General features: G+C 30.7%; 25 protein-coding genes, 3 tRNA genes and 1 riboswitch. Of the genes, 19 read left to right on the forward strand and 9 right to left on the reverse strand.

Going from position 1 to position 26182, the window contains the following annotated elements; all coding sequences use genetic code 11:
• The first annotated feature begins 8 nt into the window (after window positions 1-8).
• The 17 genes from tsaA (at window position 9) to ABID14_RS05475 (ending at window position 16569) form a co-directional block, all read left to right on the forward strand.
• Complete coding sequence (gene tsaA, locus ABID14_RS05395) at window positions 9-431, forward strand: tRNA (N6-threonylcarbamoyladenosine(37)-N6)-methyltransferase TrmO (protein ID WP_354367929.1); 423 nt, start codon at window positions 9-11, stop codon at window positions 429-431.
• Complete coding sequence (locus ABID14_RS05400; RefSeq protein WP_354367931.1) at window positions 421-1185, forward strand: ABC transporter ATP-binding protein; 765 nt, start codon at window positions 421-423, stop codon at window positions 1183-1185. Before tsaA ends, ABID14_RS05400 begins: the two co-directional genes overlap by 11 nt.
• 18 nt (window positions 1186-1203) lie before the next feature.
• Window positions 1204-2262 (forward strand): FecCD family ABC transporter permease, encoded by a 1059-nt coding sequence (locus ABID14_RS05405; RefSeq protein ID WP_354367933.1) that lies wholly within the window; start codon window positions 1204-1206, stop codon window positions 2260-2262.
• 18 nt (window positions 2263-2280) lie between these two features.
• The gene (locus ABID14_RS05410) at window positions 2281-3435 is read left to right on the forward strand and encodes an iron ABC transporter substrate-binding protein (RefSeq protein WP_354367935.1); all 1155 of its coding nucleotides are present in this window, start codon (window positions 2281-2283) and stop codon (window positions 3433-3435) included.
• A 377-nt stretch (window positions 3436-3812) separates the two neighbouring features.
• Window positions 3813-4832, forward strand: coding sequence for a hypothetical protein (locus ABID14_RS05415; protein WP_354367937.1), 1020 nt, complete (start codon window positions 3813-3815; stop codon window positions 4830-4832).
• A 154-nt stretch (window positions 4833-4986) separates the two neighbouring features.
• A complete protein-coding gene (locus ABID14_RS05420; protein ID WP_354367939.1) occupies window positions 4987-6072 on the forward strand; it encodes a BMP family lipoprotein in 1086 nt (361 codons plus the stop codon).
• A gap of 272 nt (window positions 6073-6344) precedes the next feature.
• Window positions 6345-7844, forward strand: coding sequence for an ABC transporter ATP-binding protein (locus ABID14_RS05425; RefSeq protein ID WP_354368108.1), 1500 nt, complete (start codon window positions 6345-6347; stop codon window positions 7842-7844).
• The gene (locus ABID14_RS05430) at window positions 7831-8991 is read left to right on the forward strand and encodes an ABC transporter permease (RefSeq protein WP_354367941.1); all 1161 of its coding nucleotides are present in this window, start codon (window positions 7831-7833) and stop codon (window positions 8989-8991) included. The genes ABID14_RS05425 and ABID14_RS05430 overlap by 14 nt, the downstream gene beginning before the upstream one ends.
• Window positions 8988-9950, forward strand: a complete 963-nt coding sequence (locus ABID14_RS05435) for an ABC transporter permease (protein ID WP_354367943.1) — start codon at window positions 8988-8990, stop codon at window positions 9948-9950. Before ABID14_RS05430 ends, ABID14_RS05435 begins: the two co-directional genes overlap by 4 nt.
• Before the next feature lie 506 nt (window positions 9951-10456).
• Window positions 10457-11791: an electron transport complex subunit RsxC gene (rsxC, locus tag ABID14_RS05440; RefSeq protein ID WP_354367945.1), complete on the forward strand. Its 1335-nt coding sequence runs from the start codon at window positions 10457-10459 to the stop codon at window positions 11789-11791.
• A 10-nt stretch (window positions 11792-11801) separates the two neighbouring features.
• Window positions 11802-12803 carry an RnfABCDGE type electron transport complex subunit D gene (locus tag ABID14_RS05445; RefSeq protein WP_354367947.1) on the forward strand — a complete coding sequence of 334 codons (1002 nt, stop codon included), beginning with the start codon at window positions 11802-11804 and terminating at the stop codon, window positions 12801-12803.
• Window positions 12804-13385 carry an RnfABCDGE type electron transport complex subunit G gene (locus ABID14_RS05450; protein WP_354367949.1) on the forward strand — a complete coding sequence of 194 codons (582 nt, stop codon included), beginning with the start codon at window positions 12804-12806 and terminating at the stop codon, window positions 13383-13385. It abuts the gene before it with no gap.
• Between the two features lie 11 nt (window positions 13386-13396).
• Window positions 13397-13993 (forward strand): electron transport complex subunit RsxE, encoded by a 597-nt coding sequence (gene rsxE / locus ABID14_RS05455; RefSeq protein ID WP_354367951.1) that lies wholly within the window; start codon window positions 13397-13399, stop codon window positions 13991-13993.
• On the forward strand, window positions 13993-14571 hold the full coding sequence (rsxA, locus tag ABID14_RS05460; protein ID WP_354367953.1) for an electron transport complex subunit RsxA: 579 nt from the start codon (window positions 13993-13995) through the stop codon (window positions 14569-14571). Before rsxE ends, rsxA begins: the two co-directional genes overlap by 1 nt.
• A gap of 9 nt (window positions 14572-14580) precedes the next feature.
• The gene (locus ABID14_RS05465; RefSeq protein WP_354367954.1) at window positions 14581-15483 is read left to right on the forward strand and encodes an RnfABCDGE type electron transport complex subunit B; all 903 of its coding nucleotides are present in this window, start codon (window positions 14581-14583) and stop codon (window positions 15481-15483) included.
• A gap of 319 nt (window positions 15484-15802) precedes the next feature.
• On the forward strand, window positions 15803-16411 hold the full coding sequence (locus ABID14_RS05470) for a hypothetical protein (protein WP_354367956.1): 609 nt from the start codon (window positions 15803-15805) through the stop codon (window positions 16409-16411).
• A gap of 8 nt (window positions 16412-16419) precedes the next feature.
• Window positions 16420-16569 carry a hypothetical protein gene (locus tag ABID14_RS05475; protein ID WP_354367958.1) on the forward strand — a complete coding sequence of 50 codons (150 nt, stop codon included), beginning with the start codon at window positions 16420-16422 and terminating at the stop codon, window positions 16567-16569.
• Window positions 16570-16676: 107 nt separating this feature from the next.
• Here ABID14_RS05475 and ABID14_RS05480 read toward each other — a convergent pair whose 3' ends face one another.
• The 3 genes from ABID14_RS05480 to ABID14_RS05490 all read right to left on the reverse strand — a co-directional run bounded on the left by ABID14_RS05480 (window position 16677) and on the right by ABID14_RS05490 (window position 20794).
• Window positions 16677-17948, reverse strand: coding sequence for an amidohydrolase family protein (locus ABID14_RS05480; RefSeq protein WP_354367960.1), 1272 nt, complete (start codon window positions 17946-17948; stop codon window positions 16677-16679).
• 10 nt (window positions 17949-17958) lie between these two features.
• Window positions 17959-19395, reverse strand: a complete 1437-nt coding sequence (locus tag ABID14_RS05485) for an NCS2 family permease (RefSeq protein WP_354367962.1) — start codon at window positions 19393-19395, stop codon at window positions 17959-17961.
• A gap of 100 nt (window positions 19396-19495) precedes the next feature.
• Window positions 19496-19591, reverse strand: a riboswitch (purine riboswitch).
• Between the two features lie 408 nt (window positions 19592-19999).
• Window positions 20000-20794 carry a nitroreductase family protein gene (locus ABID14_RS05490; RefSeq protein ID WP_354367964.1) on the reverse strand — a complete coding sequence of 265 codons (795 nt, stop codon included), beginning with the start codon at window positions 20792-20794 and terminating at the stop codon, window positions 20000-20002.
• Between the two features lie 113 nt (window positions 20795-20907).
• Here ABID14_RS05490 and ABID14_RS05495 point away from each other — a divergent pair, with 113 nt between their 5' ends.
• Both ABID14_RS05495 and mgtE read left to right on the forward strand, forming a co-directional pair.
• Complete coding sequence (locus ABID14_RS05495; protein WP_354367966.1) at window positions 20908-22752, forward strand: ATP-dependent helicase; 1845 nt, start codon at window positions 20908-20910, stop codon at window positions 22750-22752.
• Window positions 22752-24092, forward strand: a complete 1341-nt coding sequence (gene mgtE / locus ABID14_RS05500) for a magnesium transporter (RefSeq protein ID WP_354367968.1) — start codon at window positions 22752-22754, stop codon at window positions 24090-24092. Before ABID14_RS05495 ends, mgtE begins: the two co-directional genes overlap by 1 nt.
• 248 nt (window positions 24093-24340) lie before the next feature.
• Here mgtE and ABID14_RS05505 read toward each other — a convergent pair whose 3' ends face one another.
• From ABID14_RS05505 to ABID14_RS05530, 6 genes are all read right to left on the reverse strand, one after another.
• A complete protein-coding gene (locus ABID14_RS05505) occupies window positions 24341-24559 on the reverse strand; it encodes a DUF6440 family protein (RefSeq protein WP_354367970.1) in 219 nt (72 codons plus the stop codon).
• Between the two features lies 1 nt (window position 24560).
• Window positions 24561-25070 carry a GNAT family N-acetyltransferase gene (locus ABID14_RS05510; RefSeq protein ID WP_354367972.1) on the reverse strand — a complete coding sequence of 170 codons (510 nt, stop codon included), beginning with the start codon at window positions 25068-25070 and terminating at the stop codon, window positions 24561-24563.
• Entirely contained in the window at window positions 25061-25759 is a 699-nt protein-coding gene (sfsA, locus tag ABID14_RS05515) for a DNA/RNA nuclease SfsA (protein WP_354367974.1), read from the reverse strand. Before sfsA ends, ABID14_RS05510 begins: the two co-directional genes overlap by 10 nt.
• A gap of 48 nt (window positions 25760-25807) precedes the next feature.
• Window positions 25808-25883, reverse strand: a tRNA-Phe gene (locus tag ABID14_RS05520).
• A 6-nt stretch (window positions 25884-25889) separates the two neighbouring features.
• Window positions 25890-25966, reverse strand: a tRNA-Ile gene (locus tag ABID14_RS05525).
• 17 nt (window positions 25967-25983) lie between these two features.
• Window positions 25984-26075 (reverse strand) — tRNA-Ser (locus ABID14_RS05530).
• Window positions 26076-26182: the final 107 nt, after the last annotated feature.

A 26182-nucleotide genomic window follows, 5' to 3' on the forward strand; every position in this document is an offset into this window, starting at 1 on the left:
AGGTAAAAATGGAAATTATTATGAAACCAGTGGGGTATATTAATTCTCCATATGAGAAGAGAGAAGATATACCAAGACAAAGTGTACTTTCTAATGAAACAGCAATCATAGAAATCAAAAAAGATTACAGAGATGCACTCTACAATTTAGAAATTGGAAATTATATAGTGATAATTTTTGCTTTTCATAAATCACCTAAAAATACGCCACTGATTATCAATCATAAACATACAAATGGAACGAAAGGAATATTTGCCACAAGATCACCGAATAGGCCAAATCCAATAGGTCTTTCAATATGTAAGATTATTGATTTAGATGAAAAATCTATAACTATAGAAGGTGTTGATATGCTAAATGGCACTCCTGTTCTTGATATTAAGCCTTATGTGGAGTGGCTAAACCCAGAAAGTAACGATAATGTTAAATGACAATATTTTAACCATTAAAGATTTAGATTTTTCTTACAGAGATAAGATTTTATCAGAGATTAATTTAGAATTAAGTAATAAAAATGTCTGTGCTTTGATGGGGACTAATGGATGTGGAAAATCAACTTTATTAAAAAATATCGCAAGTATATTGACGCCAGATGATGGTGTTATATATGTCAAAGATACAGAAGTAAGTAGTTTATCTAATAATACGAGAGCAAAAACTTTAGCCTATGTTTCTCAAAACGATGCAGCAAATAGCAGTGTCGTTTATGACAGTATTTTGATTGGTAGAAAACCATATATTAAATATTTTCCTACAGAAGTTGATTATAAGGTAGTCGACGAAGTGATAGATTATCTCAATCTTAATGATATAACACTTAAAAAGTTAAACCAGCTCTCAGGAGGGCAACTTCAAAAAGTAATTATTGCTCGTGCATTGGTACAAGAACCTAGGATACTTTTGCTTGACGAACCTACTTCAGCACTTGATTTAAAAAATCAAATAGAAGTCATGGAATATATTGTCAAATATTGCAAAGACAAAGGTATACTTTCAATTATTGCAATTCACGATATAAACTTAGCTCTAAAATATAGCGATTATTTTGTACTTTTAAAAGATAAGACAATATTCAAAAAAGGTGGAATAGAAGTTCTGACCAAAGAGAATCTAAGCAAACTTTATGACTGTGAATTAGAAATAATAGACTTCAGAAACAATAAAGTTGTCATACCTATCAGATAGATAATTGGGAGGTGAAAATTGAACAATAATCATTTGGAATATTCTAAATATCAGTTAAAGAAAATAATATTTATATTGATATTATCATTTTTAGTTATATTTGCAATGTACTTCGCATTAAGTACAGGAGTAGCGGATATTGATTTAAAAACAATTTTACAAGTTCTTTTAAAAAAGAGTGAGGATAGCAGTTTAAATATTGTCATCTACAACATCAGACTACCAAGGATAATTGCGAGTATATTTGCTGGTGCAGCTCTAGGTATATCTGGATGTATTATGCAAAACAATCTTAAAAACCCCCTGGCATCTCCTTCTACTATCGGAGTAACAAGTGCAGCTGCTTTTGGAGCTAATTTTGGTATTATTGTTCTTGGTGGAGGTTCATTTCATTCTGCGCAAGGTGATGCAGTTTATATAATGTCGCCTTATATTGTCACAATTTGTGCTTTTATTTTTTCGCTAACTGCTATAGCAATAGTAATAGCCATTTCAAAAATAAAAAACTTTAGTCCACAAGTGATAATTCTTGCTGGAGTTGCAATCTCATCTTTATTCGGTGCAGGGACAACCTTTTTGCAGTACTTTGCCGATTCCACACATGTTGCTACTGCAGTATTTTGGAGCTTTGGAAGTCTTGGACGTGCAAATTGGAAAGAGATATTTATTATTGGTTTTTTACTTTTAATTTCATTTATATATTTTATGTTTCGTTCATGGGATTATAATGCACTAATCAATGGGGATGATAATGCCAAAGTACTTGGAGTCAATACTCAAAGGATAAGATTGGGGGGTATGTTCTTTGCATCTATATTGATATCCGTGTCAGTTGCATTCTTAGGTATCATTAGTTTTGTTGGACTTATTTCACCACAAATTTCACGAAGATTAATTGGTAATGATCATAGATTTTTAATACCAAGCTCCGCTCTCTTAGGGTCATTGATATTACTGATTTCAGATACTGTTGCTAGAACCTTGTTTTCTCCAATAATTTTGCCTGTAGGAGTTATAACTTCATTTTTAGGAGCACCATTATTTTTATACATTTTAATTAAAGAATATAAATACTAAATTAGGAAGGAAGATTATATGAAAATTAAAAAAATTATATTTTTAACATTTGTTAGTTTAATATTATTAGTTGGTTGTCAGAATAATAAAAATGCAGAAAATGTTAATTCAAATAAATCTCAAGAGTTAGCGCAAAGAGAAGAGATGATTACTATAATAGATTCAGTAGGAAGAGAAGTCACACTTCCTAAAATTGCTGAAAGGGTTGTATTAGAAAATCCACTTCCAGCTCGATTATATACATATGTAAATGGAACAAATAATGTAGTTGGAGTTTCCCCTAGAGAACAACATCTTGATGGTAGACCTTATGCTCTAGCCAATCCAGATATAGCTGAAATAAAAACTTTTAGCGGTAATAATAATATAGAAAATTACGAAGAAGTCTTACTTGAAAAACCAGATGTATTTTTTGTATCAAATAAAAAAGATGCATCTGATTATGATAAAATACAAGAGCAAGTTGGATGCCCAGTGATTGCATTAGATGGTGGACGAGATACAATGTTTGATGAAAAAACATACGAATCTATTAGAATTATTGGAAAATCTATTGGAAAAGAAAAAAGAGCTGAAGAAGTTGTAAACTATATGGAATCTATAAAAGAAGATTTATATCAAAGAACTAAAGATATTCCTGAGGAAGAAGTAAAAACAGCATATGCTGGAGGACTTGCTTATAAAGGGGCACATGGCATAGAAGGAACACGCGGCAATTATCAACTATTTGATGCAGTGAATGTAAAAAATGTTGTTAAAACAGAAAAAGATGGTTTAGTAGAAGTTGATAAAGAGAAATTAATTGAATGGAGTCCAGAATTTATTTTTATTGATCTTGCAAGTATTTCATTAATACAAGAAGAATATAATAAAAATCCACAGTATTTTGAAAATTTAAATGCATTTAAAAATGATAAAGTCTATGCACAGCTCCCGTTTATTTGGTGTCAAATTAACTACGATACTGCACTTGCAGATGCTTATTTTGTAGGTAAAACATGTTATCCAGATAAATTTGAGGACATTGATGTAGTAGATAAGGCCAACGAAATATATGAATTTTTAGTTGGCAAAGGAGTTTATGATGAGCTTGCAAATGAGGTTTATGGTGGGTTTCAAAAGCTTCAATTAGATGACTTTGCTAATAATAAATTTATGAAAGTAGAAAAATAATTTAAAAATAAAAAATGAATTAAAATTTTTTATATTTTAAATTAATTCAATCATTAACAAAATTATATTAGCATATAGATAAAAAAATAAAAAATTTGGAATATCTACAATTTATTTGTTGGTAGTATTCCAAATTTTTTTAATTTAGTTAGATTTTAATATATTTTCAAATAGGTATGTATAAATGAATGAGCTAAAAAATTATTAGATTCTTTTCAGTTAATTTTTAGTACACTAGAGTATATATTATTTATGGAAATACTTATATATATACGAATTGTATTGTTATAGGTTAAATAACTAAAATTTTAGTTTATTTTATACATATACTGTGATATTATATAGATTAAGCGAAATGTTTTCATAAGGAGGTTATTATGAACGAGAGAATAAAAAAGGTTGTAATATTTGCAATTTTTATTTTGGTATTATTACTTTTTTCTTTTACTGCTTTTTTTAGCGAATCTCTTCTTTGGCCAAATTCAAGTGTAAACAGAGAATTTGACGGTATTTTATTTAATAATTCTGACGGAGTTGATGATTTTAGAGTAACTAGAGCTGTAGTTAATAGAGAAGGGCAAAAATTAATTAAATATGATCTCAAATTTAGTTACAAAGGTGAAGATTCTACTGCAAGAATACTAGGTATTCCTGCAAGGCAAATTTTCTTTGACGAAGGTATTAATTACAAAAATTCAAATGTAAAACTAAAAGGAGATTTTGATAAAGTCAATGAATCTTTATTTAAAGAAAAATTAAGACTTAAAGATTTTTACAGTAAAATTGACAATAAAGAATATCAAGCAGTTAGTGAAGTTAAACTAAATTTAACAGAAAAAATCGAAGATTATAATTTTTCAATATACTATGTTCCTAATCCTTTATACTTCTCGGGAGGGCAATTAGTGGAAAACACTTCTGTTTTTGTTACTAATGCTAAAGTGAGCGATTGGCAAGAAAGTACTAAGACCACAGACAGTATCAAGGAGGCTTTTAACAATTCAGGTTATTACATAAATAAACTTGAACTAGTTAATGAAAAAATTGTCAGCAAGATTTCTACTATAAATACAGTAACAACAATTTTGTTTCTTGTACTGGCTTTAGCTACAATAGCTCTTATATGGATTGGAAAAGGTAACCTCATGATTTACTTGGCTGCACTTTTCATAATGATTCCGAGTTTTTATAGGTTCATAGGAAAGGGAACTAGTACTTGGGGCATAATCTTAATTTATCCACTGCTAGCTTTTATTGCTTCATTAGTTGCAAAATTGTTGGCAAATAATTCTGAAAAGAAACTAACAACTAATGATTTTAAACAATCATTGGCATTTACTATATTATTTTTTGTAATTTGTATAATTATTTTTATTATTCCAAGAACATTTATATAATTTAAATTTTTTTAGAACTCAGCTATTTTTATAGTTGAGTTTTTAAATGTTTTTTCATCAGTAAAAGTTTAGTAAATACTGGGAAAAAGTTTCGTTATTGAAATAAAAATTCATATACTATATAATTAAAATTATAAAATAATAGGAGGAAACTATGAAGAAAAAATTAATTTTATTAGCAGCAATTTTTCTTGCAATGGTTGGATTAGTTGCATGTGGTGGCAAAGACAATGCACCTGCAAATAAAGGCAATAATACAGCTAATGAAGAGACTGCTGAATCTAAAGAAGATGTAAGTGTTGGATTTGTAACTGATGAGGGTGGAGTAAATGATGAGTCATTTAATCAAGGAGCTTGGGAAGGACTTCAAAAAGCTAAAGAAGAACTTGGCATAACTGCAGATTATCTTGAATCAAAAGATACTAAAGACTATACTCCCAATTTAGAAACATTCGCTGACCAAGAAAAAGATTTAGTATTTGGAGCTGGATTTAAAATGGGCGAAGCTATAGCTCAAGCAGCTGACTCTTATCCAGAAATTAACTACGCAATTGTTGATGTTGATGTAACTAATGGCGGAGAAATAGAAGCCCCTGAAAACCTTTTGGGAATCATGTTTAGAGCACAAGAGCCGTCTTTCTTAGTTGGTTATATTGCAGGTATGACTTCTGAAACAAATAAAGTAGGTTTTGTTGGTGGACAAGAAGGAAACATAATTTGGGGATTTGAATACGGATACAAAGCTGGTGTTGATTATGCAGCACAAGAAAAAGGACAAGATATAGAAGTATTAACTCAATATGTAGGTAACTTTACTGATGCTCAAAAAGGTAAATCAATTACTGCTACAATGTATCAAAATGGAGCAGATGTAGTATTTCATGCAGCAGGTGGTGCAGGAGCAGGCGTTATCGAAGCAGCTAAAGAGGCAGATAAATGGGCTATCGGTGTAGATAGAGACCAAAACGATTTAGCACCAGACAATGTTTTAACTTCAGCAATGAAAAATGCAGATGTTGCAGTATATCAAGTTGTTGAACAAATGCAAAAAGGACAGTTTAAAGGCGGTCAAACTATTGAATTTGGTTTAGCTGATGAAGGAGCAGTAGGTATCGCACCAACTTCAGATAAAAATGTTGCTCCAGAAATACTTGAAAAAGTAGATGAAATTTCTAAGAAAATTGTTGATGGAGAAATTAAAGTTCCATACAATCAAGAAACTTACGATAGTGCAAAATAATTAAAAAAGTGTCACTATTAGAGTGACCCCAAAAATTTGAACTAGAGAGATGAGTACTCTTAATGTACTTGTCTCTTTTTTGTTTGTATTTTTTAAAATATAGTTAAGTTGTAAATCTAAAGCATACTTTTAATCAAATATTTCAATAAAGTGCGATTTTTCAATTATTTATTGTAATTTATTGTGAAAACCCAGCTTTCTTTGGTATAATTTATATATCAATGTAAAGGAGAGCGTTTGTGTTGGAAAAAGATAATAATCTGGCTGTCTATATGAATAACATCACAAAAAAATTTGGTGATTTCACAGCTAATGACAATATAAATCTCGATATCAAAAAAGGTGAGATACATTCTCTTCTTGGAGAAAATGGAGCTGGCAAATCAACGCTTATGAATATGCTCTATGGAATGTATTCTCCTACTTCAGGCGATATTTATATAAATGGCGAGAAGAAGGTATTTCGAGATCCTAAAGATGCTATAAAAGCAGGACTTGGTATGGTTCATCAACATTTTATGTTAATTGAGCCATTTACTGTTGTTGAAAATATTATTCTAGGAATGGAACCAGTCAATGGTATAAAAATAGATGTTAAAAAGGCAAGAAAAGAAGTGATGGAACTTGCTAATAGATATGGGTTTAATATAGACCCTGATGCAAAAATTGAAGATATATCTGTAGGTACTCAACAAAAAGTAGAAATTCTAAAAGTGCTCTATAGAGGTGCGGATATTTTAATTTTTGATGAACCTACAGCAGTTCTTACGCCTCAAGAAATTGACGAATTAGTTGGAATAATTACAAATCTTTCTAATGAAGGCAAATCAATTATAATAATCACACATAAATTAAAAGAAATTAAAAGAATGGCTGATCGCTGTACTATCATAAGGCGAGGTAAAAAAATTGATACAGTAGAGGTTAAAGATATTTCTGAGTCTGAACTTGCCGACATGATGGTGGGAAGAGCGGTTCATTTAGATGTAGATAAAAAACCACAAAAACCGGGCGATACTGTATTAAATGTAGAGAACTTAGTTGTAAGCGATATACGAAAAATAAACAAGCTTAAAGAATTTAATTTAGAAGTAAAATCTGGAGAAATACATGGAATAGCTGGTATTGACGGTAATGGTCAATCTGAATTAATTGAAGCCTTGACAGGACTAAGAGAAGTAGATAGTGGAACTATTACATTTAAAGGAAAAGATATAACCAATAAAACTCCAAGACAAATAATCGATTCTGGATTAAATTCAATTCCAGAAGATAGACAAATAAGAGGTCTTGTGTTAGATTTTACTATTTCTGAAAATATGATTCTAAAAAATTATAACAAAAATCAATTTTCTGAAAATGGAATTTTAAAATCAAAAGAAATAAGGGATTATTCTCAAAAATTGGTTGAAAGTTATGATGTCAGACCTAATAATATAGATTATTTTGCTGGTTCATTATCTGGTGGTAATCAACAAAAGGTTATTTTGGCAAGAGAAATCTCTGATGATCCTGATTTATTAATAGCAGCTCAACCTACAAGAGGACTTGACGTTGGTGCAATTGAATATATAAGAAACTTTTTGATTGAACAAAGAGATAAGGGTAAAGCTGTACTGTTAATTTCTTTTGAACTTGATGAAATAATGGCCCTATCTGATAGGATATCTGTCATTTTTGATGGTAAAATTTTAAAAACTGTAAATGCAAGTGAAACTAATGAAAGAGAACTGGGATTATACATGGCAGGAGGTAATGATGAAGAGAAATAGAATTATATATACACTCCTTGCAATGCTCTTAGGAATGGTTATTGGTTCTATTGTATTAATACTAAGTGGAACAAATCCAATTGAAGCATATAAGGTTATTTTTGTAGGGGCATTTGGCAAACCTAAATATATTTCGTGGACAGTGGTAAAAGCTGTACCTCTTATCTTAACAGGACTTTCGGTTGCGTTCGCTTTTAATACAGGACTTTTTAATATAGGGGCTGAAGGTCAATATATTGTTGGCTCTATTGGAGCATTGCTCGCTGGATTGTTACTTGATCTTCCTCCAGTAATACATGGTATAGTTGCTTTAGTTTGCGGGCTATTCTGTGGATTTATTTGGGGAGGTTTAGTAGGCTTTTTCAAAGCTAAATTCCAGGTAAATGAGGTAATTTCTTCTATTATGATGAATTGGATTGCCTTTTATCTTAGCAACTATTTGTTGAGTTTTCCACTCATTAGAAGTATTGAATCTGATAACTCTTATCCTATTAAGGCTAGTGCATCTATAAGAATTTTAGGTACATGGAAGAGAAGTGGAGCTGGGAAAGAGTTTCTGAAACAAAATAAATTTTTAAGGGATATTTTAAATCCCCCAGTGAACTGGGGACTTATAATTGCAATTATCGCTGCAATAATCATTTGGTATATTCTAAAGAAAACTACCTTGGGCTATGAACTTCGTGCTGTTGGTTTTAATAGAAAAGCTGCCGAGTATGGAGGAATAGATATAAATAAAGCAATAGTTAAATCAATGGGAATTGCTGGAGCTCTTGCAGGTCTTGCTGGAGCAATCACAGTACTAGGAGTTTCTGGTAATATTGGTATGATGGCAGCTCAAGAAGGTTATGGTTTTGATGGTATGGCTGTATCTCTAATTGCTGGCAATGCTCCATTGGGCACTATACCTGCGGCTCTGCTTTATGCAGGTCTTAGCTATGGTGGGGGTAAACTTACAACTATAGGAACTTATTCTGAAGTAATTAATATTATTGTAGGAATAATGATTTTGTTTATTGCTATGCCTAAACTTTTAGACACTATTAAATTCTTTTTTACAAAGTGGAGTGGCGAAAATAAAAATAAAAAAATGAATACAAATTCTATTAAGAAAAATGAAACTGATAAAGTAGGGGGTAAAAAATGAGCAATTTAGGATTAAATATTGCAAGTATTCTTTCAATAACTTTGCTTTATTCTGCACCTCTTATTTATACAGCATTAGGCGGAGTACTTAGCGAAAACTCCGGAGTAGTAAATATTGGACTTGAGGGTATGATGGCGATTGGTGCAATTATGGGATCAATTGTCGGATATTATGTTGGTAATCCATGGCTTGCATTTTTATGTGGTGGTATTGGAGGTATGCTTTTAGCTTTACTTCACGCTATTGCCACAATACATTTTTCTGCAGACCATGTAGTTAGTGGTATTGCAATTAACTTAATTGGGCCTGGTCTTGCAGTGTTTTTATCTAGATTATTTTTTGATGGGGCGGCAATGTCAAAGTCAATACCTTATGAAAATAAATTACCTGTACTTTTCAAAAGCATATTTACTAAAGAAGTAGTAGGTTCAAATGGTTTATTGAAATTTTTAGATATTATATTTACACAATATGCATCCGTTTATATTTCTTTTATTCTTGTTTTATTGATGTATTTTCTACTTTATAAAACAAGACTTGGACTGAGAATTAGATCAGTTGGCGAACATCCTAAAGCTGCCGAAACACTGGGTGTAAATGCTTATGCTATCAAATATATATGCGTACTTGGCTCAGGATTTTTGGCAGGGCTTGGGGGAGCGTCAATGTCACTGGCAGTTGTTTCAAACTTTAGAGAAACTTTAATCAGTGGACAAGGATTTATAGCACTTGCAGCTGTAATATTTGGAGGTTGGAAACCTCATGGAGCAATGGCGGCCTGCCTTTTATTTGGCTTTGCACAAGGGCTATCTGTATTTTTAGGTTCTCGAGGTATAAATATAAACACAAATATACTTTCTATGATACCTTATATCATAACTTTAGTAGTGTTGATTGTTTTTGTAAAAGGTTCACGAGCACCTTCTGCTGATGGTATTCCATATGAAAGAAACAAATAAATTTAAAATTATATTTTATTTTAAGACTCTCTTCTTAGAGGGTCTTTTTATTTTTTATATGATTTGTGAAGTTAAATCTTGTTCCGAATTAATCTTCTTTAAAAAGGTTTAGTATTAAATACACGTCATTATAATTATTGTTAAATAAAAATCTATAATTTATCAACTTAATAAGAAGTGAGAATCATCTTTAAATTATATTTAAAACTAAAACGAATTTAAAATTTGATACGGTAATAACAGGAAAATATTTGCTTTGATTTCGATACATAATATGAATTTTTAAAATAATTGATGATAAAAGGGAATTTATTTTAAATATATCTCGATATTTGCAGCATGACAAAAAATTATCAAAAGCTCCATAATCAAGTAAAATAAACACTGGAATAGATTTCCATTTATAAAAATTCTCTCATTATCATATACTTTAATTAAAATTAGTGTTATAATTATAACAAAAGGTAAAAAAGGCTATGTGTAGCCGAACAAGGGGTGAATTTTTTATGAGTTCAAGAAATCTCACTTTTTCCGTTGGTGGAGTCCATATGGACGAACACAAAACTTTGACAGAAAAAATAGCAATCGAAAGGATGCCAAGTCCTGAAATTGTTTACATACCAATGTCACAACATATTGGAGCACCATGCTCTCCAGTTGTTTCAAAAGGGGATACTGTTAAAGTAGGACAATTAGTGGGTAACTCAGAAGCTTTTATATCAGCGGCAGTGCATTCTTCTGTGTCAGGAACAGTAGAGGATATCAAAAAAATGTATACTGCTGATGGAAGATTCTGTGAATGTGTCGTTATAAGAAGCGACGGTAAGGATGAAATGACAGATGATCTTAAAGATTTTAAGGATTACAAAGATCATCCAATAGATGATTTAATTCCATTCATAAAAGAAAAGGGAATTGTTGGTATGGGTGGAGCTGGTTTTCCGCTACATGCTAAGTTAAAAAGTGAAGATCCTATTCTTGATGAATGTGTAATTAATGGAGCAGAATGTGAGCCGTTTTTAACTTGCGACCACAGAATTATGCTCGAAAAAACAGAAGAAATTTTAGAGGGTTTAGATATTTTCTCTCATTATTATAATAAGGATGTATCTTATATGGCAATCGAAGAAAATAAACCAGATGCCATAGAAAAAATGGAAGAAGTTATTAGTTCTCATCCTAATTGGAATCATCTTAAAGTTGTTGGTTGTCAAACCAAATATCCACAAGGAGATTCTAAAAGACTTTCTGAAGCTGTAGTAGGAAGAATTGTTCCACAAAATGGTGTAACTAATGATGTGGGAGTTTTCTTAACAAATGTGGGTACTACTCTAGCTTTTTATGAAGCTATGATTGAAGGAAGACCTTCTTATGAAAGAGTAATAACGGTAAGTGGTTCAGGTATTAAAGAACCTAAAAATATTTTAGTTAAAATTGGTACACCTGTCGGAGATATTTTAAATTTCTGCGGTGGAATTAAAGATAATCATGTAGAAATTGTTTGTGGTGGTCCTATGACAGGTAAATCTGTTTTTGATATGGACTCTCCAATTACAAAAACTACCTCAGGAATATTAGTATTTACTGAAGAAGAAGTAAAACCAAATATTGAAAGTCCTTGTATCAGATGTTCAAGGTGTGTTGATCACTGTCCGGCTAATATTAACCCGACAGATATTAATCATGCTATTTTAAAGGGAAATATTGATTTATGTATTGAGCTTCATGCAGATCAATGTATGGAATGCGGTATATGCTCTTTTATTTGTCCTGCAAAAAGGCATTTGACTGCATCTGTTAAATTAGCTAAACGTGAAATAAGGGCTAATGCAAAGAAGTAGGAGGTAGAAAATGGAAAAAAATACAATGAAAAATGAGCTGACTAATGAAAATGCTGCACATTATGTGTCTTTAGCGCCTCATATCAGATCTAATGATACAGTAACAAAGATTATGTTAGATGTAATCATTGCACTTATTCCGGCTATGATTGCCTCAGTTTATTTCTTTGGTCAAAGATCATTACTTTTAATTGCAGCTTGTGTAATTTCTGCAGTTGCTACTGAATATATTACTCAAAAAGCTCTCAAGAAAACTATACGAATAGGAGATTTATCTGCTGTTGTAACTGGAATTTTAATCGCACTAAATTTGCCTGTGTCTTTTCCTATATGGATGGCAATTTTTGGTTCTGTGTTTGCGATTCTTGTAGTTAAAGAGTGTTTTGGAGGAATTGGTTTTAATTTTATGAACCCTGCTTTAGCAGCAAGACTTATACTCATGGCATCATGGGCTAAAGAAATGACAGATTATGTAGCACCTGAATTTGCAAGACAAGGTATTCTTACTGGAGCTACTGTAGATGGAATGGCTTATGCTACTCCATTAGCGCATTTGAGTGCTGGAACTTATGAGAATTTACCAGCTATTTCTGATATGTTTATTGGAAATATTGGTGGAGTTTTAGGTGAAACTTCTGCACTTGCACTTATTATAGGTTTTATTTATTTGGTAGCAAGAAAAGTTATTTCATGGGAAGTTCCTGTTATTTATGTTGTTGTAACTGCTATATTTTTACCAATACTTGGGGTTCCTTTTGAATATGTTCCTCATGAATTATTAGCTGGTGGGTTGATGCTTGGAGCAATTTTTATGGCTACTGATTATTCAACTAATCCAATTAATAGAAAAGGTAGAATAATATTTGCAATTGGTTGCGGAATTTTGACTGCTTTAATCAGAGTTAAGGCTTCACTACCTGAAGGGGTATCTTATGCTATTTGTTTAATGAACTTAGCTACACCGCTTATTGATAAATTGACAAAAACTGAAGCTTATGGGGAGGCGAAATAGATGAAAGAACCTGTAAAATTTGGTATTATACTTCTTGTTTTCTGTGCTGTTTCTGCTGGGCTTTTAGCTTATGTTAATAGTTTTACAGCTCCTGTGATTGCAGAAGCTGAATTTCAAAAAGCTGTAGATTCTTATGGAGAAATTTTTGGTGAGGCAGCTGACGGATTTGAAGAATTAGATGAAAGTGAATTTGCTAATATTAAAGAAAAATATCCAAATATAGAAAAGATATTTGTAGCTAAAAAAGGCGAGGATATTGTTGGATATGGTATAAATGTAGAATCAAATGGTTTTGGTGGTGCTATGACAAATGCTCTTGGGTTTTTAATCGAGGGCGAAAAGATTGCTGGTTTTAGAAATATTTCAAACCAAGAAACTAGTGGTTATGGTACTAGAATAACTACTGATGAGTATTATCCATCATATGAAGGTAAATCTGCTGCAGGAGATTTAGAAATATCTAAAGATCCTCAAGCTGATAATGAAGTAATGTGGCTAACTTCTGCTACAGTTTCTTCAAAAGGAGTTCTTGAAGGTGCTAATGAAGCAGTTGCAGTTTTCCAAGAACTTATAAATGAATAGGGGGTAAGATTATGAAATTAAGTAAAGTTTTTACAGACGGTGCTTTCAAGAACAATCCCGTATTCATACAACTTATTGGGCTTTGTTCTGTACTTGCCATTACAAATAATATTACGAATTCTTTAGCTATGGGAATGGCTGTAACATTTGTTATGATGATGAGTAATGGTGTAGTGTCTATACTTAGAAATGTTATTCCAGATAAAATTAGAATTCCATGTTTTATTGTTGTTATTGCAACTTTTGTAACAGTAGTACAAATGATACTTCAAGCTTATTCACCGACTATTTACAACGCTTTAGGAATATTTTTACCATTAATAGTTGTAAACTGTGCAATTTTAGGAGAAGCTGAAGGTTTTGCTTATAAAAATAAACTTGTACCATCTCTTGTTGATGGAATTGGTGCAGGTATTGGATATACAATTGCAGTTCTTTCAATGGGATTTTTTAGAGAATTATTAGGCTATGGTACATTATTTGACAAACAAATTTTACCAGAAGCTTTTCCAGGTATCGGATTAATGGGTGCACCAGCAGGGGCATTTATTTTACTTGGATTTTTAATAGCAGGTTATAGACGTATTTTAAGTAGGAGGGCAGACTGATGTTACAAAGTATTTTTACAATTTTAGTATCTACAATACTTGTTAATAACTATATTTTTGCTCAATTCTTGGGTATCTGTCCGTTTTTAGGAGTTTCATCAAAAACTGATACAGCGATGGGTATGGGAGTTGCGGTAACTTTTGTTGTAGTTCTTGCATCTGCTATCACTTGGTTAATTCAAACTTTTGTGTTAGACAAGTTTGGTCTTGGATATTTACAAACAATTGCATTTATCCTTGTAATAGCATCACTTGTTCAATTTGTAGAGATGTTTATTAAAAAGTCATCTCCTTCATTATATCAAGCAATGGGTGTTTATTTGCCACTTATTACAACTAACTGTATGGTACTTGGTGTTACAGTATTGAATGTTCAAAATGGATATAATTTAGTAGAAACTATATTTAGCGGCTTTGGAGCTTCTGTTGGTTTCACACTAGCACTTGTTTTGATAGCTGCTTTAAGAGAAAAGCTAGCTCTAGCTGATGTACCTAAAGCACTTCAAGGTGTTCCTATTGCACTTGTCAGTGCCGGTCTTATGGCTATTGCTTTTTCCGGCTTTGGTGGATTGGTATAGGAGGTAAATATGGATTTAAATACAGTACTTACTCCCATTTTATTTTTGGGAATTGTAGGTGCATTCTTTGGAGTTGTCCTTTCAATTGCATCTAAAGTATTTGCAGTTGAAGTTGATCCAAAAGTTATAGAAGTTAGAAATGCACTTCCTGGAGCGAATTGTGGTGCCTGTGGATATCCTGGTTGTGATGGACTTGCTGAAGCAATTGTTGCAGGAAATGCCCCAACAAATGCTTGCCTTATAGGTGGAGCAGACTGTGCCGAAAAAGTGAGTGCAGTTATGGGAGTTAACGCTGCAAATGTTGAGAGAAAAGTTGCTACAGTTATTTGTCAAGGAGATTGCGATAAAGCTAAAAATAAATATGATTACAAAGATCTTAAAGATTGTAGATTGATTGCAGATTTTCAACAAGGTTCAAAAGCATGTAGCTACGGATGCTGTGGCGGAGGAACTTGTGTATCTGTGTGCGAATTTGATGCAATTCATATGGTCAATGGTGTAGCAGTCGTGGATAAAGAAAAATGCGTTTCTTGTATGAAATGTATAAATATATGTCCAAAGAAAATCATTGAACTTGTTCCATATAAAGCAAAGACTGTTGTCAAATGTGAATCATATGACCCTGGTAAAGTTGTAAGAACTAATTGTGATGTTGGATGTATAGCTTGTGGATTATGCGAAAGAAATTGTCCAAAAGATGCAGTTCATGTTGAAAATAACCTAGCCAGAATTGATTATGACAAATGTATAAACTGTGGAATTTGTGTTTCAAAATGTCCTACTGGTGCTATTTTCTGTGAATATCCTGAGAGGGTAGAAAAAATGAAAGAAAGAGAAAAAGCCAAGAAGGAAAAAGAAAAACAAGAAAAAATCAAAGCAGCTCAATTAAAAAAAGCACAAGAAAAAGCTTAATTTAAGATTAGGACTGTATCGTGGTTATGATACAGTCTTTTTTTATAAAAACTTGTAAACAAGCTTAGAATTTCATTTGATAATTAATTTTATATAATTGTCAATTTATAAATAATTAAACAAATTTAGTTGATAGATATCTTAAAATTTACGAAAGATTACTAGTATTTTGATTTTATTTTGTTAAGTATAAGTAATAGAGTTAGATTATAAATTGTAGGAATTAATTCGAAATTATGTATAGCATATAATGTATTAGTATCGGTTATAAAAGTATTTAAGAATAGATTTTAGTATAATGAAGAAATAGGAGGGGAAAATGAAAAAAATTTTAATATTAGCAATAATATTGATAGCTTTAAATACTTCTTGCTCACAAGAAGCGACGGTGGAACCTATTGAAGTACAAAATGATATACAGACAGTTGTAGACAAAACTCTTGAACAGTCAAACTCCAAGGGTGAAAGATTTTTTAAGGTTAATAATTTAAAAAAAGATGAGAGTATAAAAATTAATTTAGTGAAATATGAAGGTACAAAAAAATCTATCATTCTAGATGGATTACCTAAAAAAATGGATACATTTTATATTAAAATAGATGGAGATAAATTTTCATATGTAGAAATTAAAGATATTAACAAGGGTTTAGTTGGAGATTATTCTACTTATAAAACAGAAGATGATTTTTTGACAGCTGATAATAAAGTCTCTGTCTATGACTGGTTAGATGAGAAGGTGAATTTGGATAAAAAAGTAGTACTTTTCCAATGTGATATATCAAACAGTGATAAAGTTATTTTTAATAATTATGATAATTCATCAAGTGATAAGAATGAAGATAATACTCGTGACGAAGAAAATATTAAAAATCAATTTGGTTATGCAGTAGTCATTTCAAAAGTAAAAGATGATACGAAAGATAAATAGGAGGAAGAATGTTAGACAAAATAACTGATATTATTTTATATCTTTTATTAGCAGTTGTAATAATATATTTTACCAAAGATATAATATCTGCAATATTTATCGCTATTGGTGCATTTGTAGCTATAAGACTTGGCAAAAAATTATTTAGAAATTTATAATAAAATAAAAACACCCTTCTTATATAATCTCAATTGGGATATTTTGTGAGTTCTTTATATTTCATGAGTTTTCACACAAGACTATATTAAGAAGGGTATTTTATTAATTAAAATATTTTAATTCCAGAAACAAACTTATGTGTAACATGTCTTGCTTCTGACATATATATTGTTCTTTCTAATCGTTGATTTAGATTTAAATTCTCATGTTTGTAATCAGAATCATCAATTACTATAGCATCAAATTCAAATCCTTTGTCAAATGAACCAACTTTTCCAAAGAATTCTCCTCCACCTAGAGTTGCTAGATAGAAGGCTTCTTCTATTGTCAAAGGCTTACATGTATCATCTACTAACCTCCAATACATTTTTGATACTTGTATGGCATCTGATATTTGTTTAAATAGAGAAAGATGTATTCCGCCAGCAATATCACTACCTAGACCGATTTTTTGTCCTTCTGATAGATATTTCCTTATGGGTGCTATACCTGATGCTAAATTCAAATTAGAGTTAGGACAATGGGCAATAAATACTCCGCGATTTTTTAGTAGCTTACGTTCTATTTCATCTGACCATACGCAGTGTGCCATAATAGTATTAGAATTTTCACCAAATAAATGATATTTATCATATGAGTCACCATAACATCTTGTATCAGGGCATAGTTGTTTGACCCAAGCTATTTCACCTTTATTTTCTGATAGATGTGATTGAACTGGTAAGGTATATTTTTTTTGAATTTTACTCAGTCTAATCATTAGATCATCAGTACATGATGGAGTAAATCTAGGAGTTAAAATTGGAAAAGTCCTTTGATATCTATCTTTTATTTTTTCTAACCATTCAACTGTTCTTAATTCACTTTCTTCAGAACTTTCTTCTTGTAATGTTTCAATTCCATTTCTATCCATATTTACTTTACCAACATAAGTGATTAATCCTGATTTTTCAAGTAAATCCATCAATAAAACGGTTGAACTTACATGTAATGTTGAAAATATAGAAGCTCTAGTAGTAGCACTAAACTTTAAATCATTTACGAATTTTTCATAAGATTTTTGTGAATATTTTAGATTGGAGTATTTATATTCTTCTGGAAAAGTATAAGTATTTAACCAATCTAGGAGTTCTAAATCCATACCTAATCCCCTAAAAGTATATTGAGGTGCGTGTACATGTAGGTCAATCAAACCCGGAGTTATTAATTTATTAGAAAAATCATAAACTTCTAAATTATTATATTCTTCTGGAATTTGTTTAAAAATTCCCATGGAAATTCCATCTTTACAGATTAGATAACTGTCCTTAACAGTAATTAGTTCATTTGAATTTTTACTATAACAGATATCACCTTTAATGATGAAACTTTTTTTCATATTATCACCTTTAACCTAGTGTTATTAATACATATCTAAGTGCAAAAACTATTGCAACTATTGCTGTAAGTGGTTTAATCTCGTCAAATTTACCAGTGAAGATTTTTAAAATGCAATAACTTATTAAGCCCATTGCGATACCATTAGCGATTGAATAAGTAAAAGGCATAAAAGTTATAGTAATAAATGCTGGTATGGCATTAGTTATATCGCTAAAATCAACATCTTTAACATTTGAGAGCATTAGTACACCGACATAGACTAATGCAGGAGCAGTAGCAGCAGCGGGTATTATACTCACAAATGGAGCAAATACAATTGCGCCCATAAATAATAAAGCTGTTGTAAAAGCAGTAAGTCCAGTTCTTCCGCCCTCAGCAATTCCAGCACTAGACTCTACAAGAGTTGTCACAGTAGGGCTACCTACCATAGCTCCAGTTAGAGTGGATATAGCATCAGACATTAGAGCTTGACGCATATTAATTACTTCACCATTTTCATCAATCATATTGGCTTGTTTAGCTGCACCAAGAAGTGTTCCCAAGGAGTCAAACATATTTACCAGAGAAAAACTTATCACTAACATAAACACTGTGAAAATATTGTGCATTAAATTTTCTCCGGCAAATAAACCAGTGAAATCTAAATTTAGAAATGAAACTTCAAAAAAGTCATTAAATTTTGCTGCAAGATTTAAATTAAAAGTATCAAGCTTGGTAACTCCCAAAGGTATACCTATAATAGTTGCTGCAATTATTCCTATTAATATTGAGCCCTTTACTTTCTTGGCATTTAATACCCCAATTATCATAAGCCCAATTAATGCCACAGTTGCTGACATAATAAGTGAAATATCAAAATCAGGATTTTGCCACTGTGAAAAATCAATCATGCTCACTAAAGTGGCAGGATTGTCAACAACAATACTCGCACTTTTAAGTCCAATTATTGAAATAAATAGACCAATTCCTGGTGTCATTGCATCTTTTATACAAGCAGGAATAGCTCTAATGATGGCCTCCCTAAGTCCAATGGCTGTTATTAATATAAATAATGCCCCAGATAAAAATACTATAACTAAAGCTTCGCCATAAGAATATCCCATACCTAAAATAACAGTATAGGCAAAGAAAGCACTTAAGCCCATTCCTGGTGCTTGAGCAAAGGGAAGTTTAGCATAAAAAGCCACGAGCATAGTTCCTATGAATGCTCCTATACAAGTTGCGATAAATACACCATTTGATACTTGACTAGCATATGAAGTATCGCCCATGATTACGAAGGGATCAGAAACAGTTAGCGGTATGATAATTAAAATATAAGCAATGGTTATAAAAGTAGTGATACCCGCTAAAATCTCCGTTCTTATTGTTGTGTTATACTTTGAAAGCTCAAAGAAACGCTCAAAGAATCCCTGTTGTTTTTTGTTAACGTTTTTTTCTGTCATAATAGCCTCCTAAAATTATTGAAGATAACGCAATAAAAAAATACCTATGCTTCTAAAAATTTAATTACACAATGCAAAACTACAGAGATACAGGCATAACATTAGTGTAATATAAATTTATAGCTAGACTATAGGTAGCCAATAGAGACGCTCACCCATTATGTGAGCTTATATAAATTTAAATTTAGAAAACTTTTCTTATCAACGTTTTCCTCTGTTATGTAATATATTACCGAGTGAAAGTTGGTTTGTCAAATAAAATTTACAAATTGTTCTAAATTTTTTTAAAATTTTAATAAATATAAATTATTTTTTAGTTATAGAGATAAATTGCTACAGATGAATATATTATGAAAGATGAAAAATAATAAAGTTATAGGAAACAGTAAGACATTTTAATATTGATTTCAATAATTCTATTTTGAGGTAGTTAATAATATAACGAGCTTATATAAAAATATAACTGTGTTAGTTATAATATAAATAGTCATGAATTTTTCATTGTTAATTTTAAATATCAAAATTTAGTGTTCTAAAATCTGACAAATAAAAGACCTGCAGTTTAACTGCAGGCAATTTTGCTAATTTAGAAATATAAATCTATTTAAATATTAAATGAACCTATATAGTAGTAGTCTCCATCTTCTTTAATTTCAACTTCCCATTTATTGTTTATATTAATTGATTTCATCATTTCTTGTACATAAAATAAAACTACACCCATATCTACAAAGGATCTAGAGTCCTCAACAGTTTTAACCATAAATGCCTTTACTGTATGACCTTCGAGTACAAATCTCCAGGGTTGTAAATTTTTATGACTTGGGGCATATCTTACAGAAGAGAACACATCAAAAATTCCATAATTTTCTAATTCTTCTATAGAAATTGGTATACCTATATTGTCTTTAAAAATAATATCTTCTACTTTAAGTCTTGGAGAAGTTACTTCTGGATCAAATAGCTTTTTCTTTGCTCCATAGCCAAGTCCTATTAAGAAATCAATTCCTTCTCCGCCTTGACCAAAAATTGTTTTTTTGGTATCAGCATCTACTTGATCAACTGTTATCCAACAAGTATCAACGTGAAGGTCTACGATTTTAGTATTTAATTTTTCAAGATAAAATCCACCTTTTAATAAGTTAATAGCATTATTATCTTTTATTTCTAATGCTATATAATGGGGAGACTTTATCATAACTCCGTCATAGCCAGCTTTACCATCTAGACCATCTGAAATAATTTTACCATTTTCATAAAAAGTAAACTTAACATCGCTTTCACTTTCATCAATTTCCGCCATCAATAATTTTATATTTTCTAATATGTCTTTTGGAACTACATTTTCTGTAAAATTTCTAACTGACTTTCTCTTTTGTAAGAAATTTGTCATCAACATAGCGTTACCCCCTTTAAGTATCTATTATATAGATTATATCACAACTGAAGTATTTAAAAAAATAGATTTAAAATATCGTTTAAATAGTTTAAACTATATAGTGGAGGGATAGCTTGTTACTTACAGAAAATCAGTTAAAAGCAATTGAACATTTTGAAGGACCTGCAATAGTTTTAGCGGTTCCAGGTGCTGGAAAAACTACGATTTTACTTCATAGAACAAAGAGATTAATAGAAAGGGGAGTAGACCCAGCACAAATTCTTACAATTACCTTTTCAAAAGCCCAAGCGCTTGATATTAAGAATAGGTTTTCTGAACTTTGTCCAAAAGTTATTTCTCATTTTGCTACGATACATGCATTTTGTTATAGGATTGTGCGTGACTATGCAATGAAAAAGGGTAAAACTTATAATCTAATTGATTCTAATGTCGCTCAAAAATACGAAATTATGCGTTCTATTTATAGACAAGCAAACAATGCATATCCAACTGAAGAAGTTTTAGAGACTGCTTTTATGGAAATTGGGTATTGCAAAAATGCTATGCTTAGACCGACTTCTTATGCTAAGAATAAAAACTGTGAAACTTCAAATTTTGTCAAAGTGTTTAATTTATATGAAGACTATAAAAATCAACATAATTTAATAGACTTTGATGATATGATTATAAAGGCCTATTATATTTTAAAAAGTGACATAGCTTTATGTAATAAATATAGAAATATGTTTAAATTTATACAGCTAGATGAAGGCCAAGATACAAGTCATAGTCAATTTTTGGTGTTGAAATTATTGTCAAAGCCAAATGACAATTTTTTAGTTGTGGCAGATGATGATCAGTCTATATACGGTTTTAGAGGTGCTAATCCTCATGAGTTGTTAAATTTACAAAAAGAGTATAAAAATATTAAGACTTTATTTATGGAAAATAATTTTAGATCTTCTAAAAATATCGTAAATACCTCTAATATTTTTATAGATCAAAATAAAGATAGGTATAAAAAAAATATTATCACAGACAATTCTTTTAATGAACCTGTTAGTATAATTAAAGTAAAAGAACCAAAAAATCAGTATGAATTTATTAAAAAGGAAATAGAGAACTATGATGGCGATGTAGCTGTTTTATACAGAAACAATTTATCTAGCATAGGACTTGTCGAGTATTTTGAAAGAAATAATATAAAATTTAATATTAAAGATAAGAAAACTAAGTTTTTTTCTCATTTTATCACAAGAGATATGATAGATATTTTAAATTTTTCTCGTGATCTTTCAAACATTGAGCTTTATGAAAAATTCTATTATAAATTGATAGGTTATATTTCCAGAAAACATATAGACTATTTAAAAAAACATCCAGGTAAAAATATATTTAATGTCTTAAAAGAATATCCTTATTTACCTGATTATTATCATAAAAATATTAACAAATTAAATTCCTGTTTTAAACGGGTATCAAGATCAAATGTATATGATGCAATAAACTTTATAGATAAAGAAATGGGATACGGAAATTATTTAAAGGAAAATTCCAAGAGATTTCGAGAAACTATAGAATCTCTCAATGAATATTTATACTATTTAAAATTAATTGCTAAAAATTCAGCTTCAATTGAATTATTTTTAGGAAGACTAAAAGAACTTGAATATATTTTGAAAAAACCTAAAGAAAGTGATGTAAAAGTTACATTTTCTACTATTCATTCTTCTAAAGGGTTAGAATTTTCTAAAGTGTTTGTGATAGACTTATATGAGGGTACCCTTCCTTCAAATACTAGTCTCGATTTGCTTGGCGAAGATGAATCATTATTTGAAGAAGAACGAAGAATATTTTATGTAGCTATGACAAGAGCTAAGAAAGAGCTTTTTTTAGTGTATTCGCATTATAGAAATGGAATTAAGAATGATATGTCATCATTCTTAAAAGATTTGGAAACATTGGCAGGTGATGATTAATGATAAATATTGAGGAAGAAATTAACGAAATTGTTATATCAGGTAGTAGCCGAAGAGCAAATAATCTTTTTGAAGAATATCACCCAGTGGATATTGGTCAAGTAATTGAAGATTTAGACGAAGATGATTTAAAAGATTTTATAAATCTTTTATTATTTCAAAATGTTGCGCTTCTTCTAGAATCATCTGAAGACGAAGTCATTGTAAAAATTACCAGTTTTTTCACAAATGGGGAATTAATACAAATATTTACTCATATGGAAACTTCTCTTGTAGCCGATTTATTGGGACTTTTGTCTACTTTTCGTAGAAAAGAAATTTTATCCACTATGAAAAAATCTGATTCGAATGTATTAAAAATGATTCTCTCATTTGATGAAGAATCAGCAGGTGGAATAATGACGACAAATTTCATATCTCTTAGAGAAACATTGACCGTAGAAGAGGCGATAGCAAAAATTAGGACTATTTCTCCTGAAACAGAGATTATAGAAGAAATTTTTGTCACAGATAATTTGCACAGATTAAAAGGTTATGTAACCATTAGAGATTTACTTGTGTCTGCCAGTAAGACTCAGCTAATTGATATTGCTGAAGAAATAGATTTCTATGTAAGGGGTTCAGATGATCAAGAGGAAGCGGCAAATTTATTTAGTAAGTACGAATTAGATGTTTTGCCTGTAGTTAATGCAAATATGGCAATACTTGGCGTAATAACTTCTGAAGATATCATTTCAGTAATAGATCAAGAGTATAGTGAAGATATTTTACAGATGCATGGTGTTAATGCAGATGAAGAATATGACTCATCGATATTACAATCTTTTAAGAGTAGAGTACCTTGGTTAGTTGTAAATTTGGCCACTGCTTTTTTAGCTTCTTCTGTAGTTAAAGGCTTTGAGAGTACAATTTCGCAAGTGGTAGTTTTATCTGCAGCAATGCCAGTGGTTACTGGTATGGGAGGTAATGCAGGCAGCCAAACCCTATCTATTATTTTGACATCTCTAGCGAGAGGGGAAATGAGTTTGAAAGAAGATTTTAAACTCATTATTAAAGAAATATTTTTAGGATTATCGGAAGGGGCTATAATTGGTATTATTGCTGGAGCAGTTTTTACAATATGGCATAAAAATATTTATTTAGGTATAATTTTATTTTTGGCTATGACTCTAAATATGATAATAGCGTGCTCCATGGGTTTTTTTATCCCTTTATTTCTCGACAAATTGAAAGTGGATCCTGCAGTTGCATCTTCTATATTTTTGACTACATTTACTGATGTATGTGGATTTTTCATATTTTTAGGTCTGGCCACAATGTTTCTTCCATTACTCTTGTAAAATGGTTATAGTTTGAAATTAAAAAGTAATTAATATCAAATTACACAAATAAATTTTACAATTTTAGAATTTTATAAGTTATTAGTATTATAATTTGATTGAAAGATAATTTAAATTTGTAAAATTCAAATAGATTAAGAAAATTTTAAATATAAAAAACCGAACTTGGACTATCTGTGAAAGTTCGGTTTTTTATATATTTTATTGTCAACAAATAACAAATTAAAAATTAGTAATTAAAATTATTTTTAGTCATTTTTATTTTTTAAACTATTTAATTCCTGTGGAGAGGAAATTACGACTGAACCTTCAGAGTTTAGAAGGGGAGTGAGGGAATTTCCATAACTACTATAAATTTCTAGATAATTTACTCCAGTTTCAATATCTACAATTATTTTAATATTTTCAAAACCTAGGCTATATTTATTAGCAACAATGAATCTTTTATATTTTTCTTTACCAAACATTTTAAACCTCCAATACTTTTTCGTATGCAAATCTCTCATCAGTACCATTTATATATACAATACCGCAATATGTGTAACCTAATTTTTGGATTAAACTTTGCATACTCTTGTTATTTCTATGAGTATCTATTCGAACAGAAAAAATATTATTCTTACGTGCATAATCTTCGCATAACTCAAGAATATTTCTACCATAACCTTTTTTTCTATATTTTTTTCCTGTAGCTACACGATGGATTGCTATATAAGCATCATCTGTTAGCCACTGTCCATTCATATTATTTTCATAATCAAAGTCAGATTTTTTTATTGTAACTGTACCTACTATATCTAGATTATCTTCAAGTATAAATAGTTCTTGATTTTGCAATAGAGAAGAAAAATTATTTAAATTTGGCATTTTTTTGCCCTGCCATTGGTCAATATCTTCAGATTTTAATTTTTCTGAACCATCTTTATAAAATTGTAAAATTAAATTTTTATCTTTGAGTTTAGCTAATTTTAGTTCCATATTTCCTCCAAAGTAAAGGGGATTTGTTTATCGATTTTTAAACCAAATCTATTGACATAAGAATTGAAGCACAAGATGTTTACACCGTTTTTATAAGCATCAATTAACCCATTTGAAAAATCTATATCATTCATGAAATTAGGTGTAAAAAGACTAACGTCTTCTAACTGAATTACAAAAATTATATAAGCCTTAATATCTGTTTTTAAATTGGAAAGACCACGTACATGCTTTAGACCTCTTTTAGTTGGGGCGTCGGGGAAAGAGCATAGCCCATCTTTTTCTAAAGTGACACCTTTTACTTCTATCATAGCTTTTGTATCTTTGCCTTCCACATAAAAATCGAAACGTGAATCTTTGTATTTAAATTCTGGTTTGATTAAATTTATATCAAAGCCTAAATCAATTATACTCTCATGTAGTGCTTCGCCAACAATTTTATTTGGAGCAGAAGAGTCAATATTTATCAATTTATCATTTTTATAAATAGAAGTGAGAGTGTAATCAGTTTTACGATTTTTATCCTTGTTGTAAGTTAAAAAACATGTAGCTCCTTTAATGAATATTTCTTTACAACGACCTGTATTTGGAATATATACTGTCAAAATTTTTGAACCTTTTTTACATTTTGCTATAAAACGATTTTCTCGATATAGAAAAGTTGCTTTGATTGAATTATTATAAAACATAAAACCTCCTTAAAAAAGAGCAAAAAAAAACTGCTTTAAAAGCAGTTATGGTGCCCAGAGCCGGAATCGAACCAGCGACACGAGGATTTTCAGTCCTCTGCTCTACCGACTGAGCTATCTGGGCGGAAGATGGTGGGCCTTCGGGGACTTGAACCCAGGACCTACCGGTTATGAGCCGGGCGCTCTAACCAACTGAGCTAAAGGCCCTCACCATACAATTTTATTGGCGGAGAAAGAGGGATTTGAACCCTCGCGACCCTTAATGGGACCTACTCCCTTAGCAGGGGAGCCTCTTCAGCCACTTGAGTATTTCTCCACTACTAATCAGTTGTGTCTTAAGCAACTTACTTAAACTATTCTACAGTAATGAATTATATTTGTCAACTCTTTTTTACAAGAAATATTAAAAGTTTACAAAAAACG

This window comes from Peptoniphilus olsenii (assembly GCF_040545475.1).
Classification (GTDB): Bacteria; Bacillota; Clostridia; order Tissierellales; family Peptoniphilaceae; genus Peptoniphilus_A; species Peptoniphilus_A olsenii.

Coding starts and splice junctions, on each gene's coding strand:
- tsaA (WP_354367929.1), top strand. CDS start 9: ATGGAAATTATTATGAAACCAGTGGGGTATATTAATTCTCCATATGAG.
- ABID14_RS05400 (WP_354367931.1), top strand. CDS start 421: ATGTTAAATGACAATATTTTAACCATTAAAGATTTAGATTTTTCTTAC.
- ABID14_RS05410 (WP_354367935.1), top strand. CDS start 2,281: ATGAAAATTAAAAAAATTATATTTTTAACATTTGTTAGTTTAATATTA.
- ABID14_RS05415 (WP_354367937.1), top strand. CDS start 3,813: ATGAACGAGAGAATAAAAAAGGTTGTAATATTTGCAATTTTTATTTTG.
- ABID14_RS05420 (WP_354367939.1), top strand. CDS start 4,987: ATGAAGAAAAAATTAATTTTATTAGCAGCAATTTTTCTTGCAATGGTT.
- ABID14_RS05425 (WP_354368108.1), top strand. CDS start 6,345: ATGAATAACATCACAAAAAAATTTGGTGATTTCACAGCTAATGACAAT.
- ABID14_RS05430 (WP_354367941.1), top strand. CDS start 7,831: ATGAAGAGAAATAGAATTATATATACACTCCTTGCAATGCTCTTAGGA.
- ABID14_RS05435 (WP_354367943.1), top strand. CDS start 8,988: ATGAGCAATTTAGGATTAAATATTGCAAGTATTCTTTCAATAACTTTG.
- rsxC (WP_354367945.1), top strand. CDS start 10,457: ATGAGTTCAAGAAATCTCACTTTTTCCGTTGGTGGAGTCCATATGGAC.
- ABID14_RS05445 (WP_354367947.1), top strand. CDS start 11,802: ATGGAAAAAAATACAATGAAAAATGAGCTGACTAATGAAAATGCTGCA.
- ABID14_RS05450 (WP_354367949.1), top strand. CDS start 12,804: ATGAAAGAACCTGTAAAATTTGGTATTATACTTCTTGTTTTCTGTGCT.
- rsxE (WP_354367951.1), top strand. CDS start 13,397: ATGAAATTAAGTAAAGTTTTTACAGACGGTGCTTTCAAGAACAATCCC.
- rsxA (WP_354367953.1), top strand. CDS start 13,993: ATGTTACAAAGTATTTTTACAATTTTAGTATCTACAATACTTGTTAAT.
- ABID14_RS05465 (WP_354367954.1), top strand. CDS start 14,581: ATGGATTTAAATACAGTACTTACTCCCATTTTATTTTTGGGAATTGTA.
- ABID14_RS05470 (WP_354367956.1), top strand. CDS start 15,803: ATGAAAAAAATTTTAATATTAGCAATAATATTGATAGCTTTAAATACT.
- ABID14_RS05475 (WP_354367958.1), top strand. CDS start 16,420: ATGTTAGACAAAATAACTGATATTATTTTATATCTTTTATTAGCAGTT.
- ABID14_RS05480 (WP_354367960.1), bottom strand. CDS start 17,948: ATGAAAAAAAGTTTCATCATTAAAGGTGATATCTGTTATAGTAAAAAT.
- ABID14_RS05485 (WP_354367962.1), bottom strand. CDS start 19,395: ATGACAGAAAAAAACGTTAACAAAAAACAACAGGGATTCTTTGAGCGT.
- ABID14_RS05490 (WP_354367964.1), bottom strand. CDS start 20,794: ATGTTGATGACAAATTTCTTACAAAAGAGAAAGTCAGTTAGAAATTTT.
- mgtE (WP_354367968.1), top strand. CDS start 22,752: ATGATAAATATTGAGGAAGAAATTAACGAAATTGTTATATCAGGTAGT.
- ABID14_RS05505 (WP_354367970.1), bottom strand. CDS start 24,559: ATGTTTGGTAAAGAAAAATATAAAAGATTCATTGTTGCTAATAAATAT.
- ABID14_RS05510 (WP_354367972.1), bottom strand. CDS start 25,070: ATGGAACTAAAATTAGCTAAACTCAAAGATAAAAATTTAATTTTACAA.
- sfsA (WP_354367974.1), bottom strand. CDS start 25,759: ATGTTTTATAATAATTCAATCAAAGCAACTTTTCTATATCGAGAAAAT.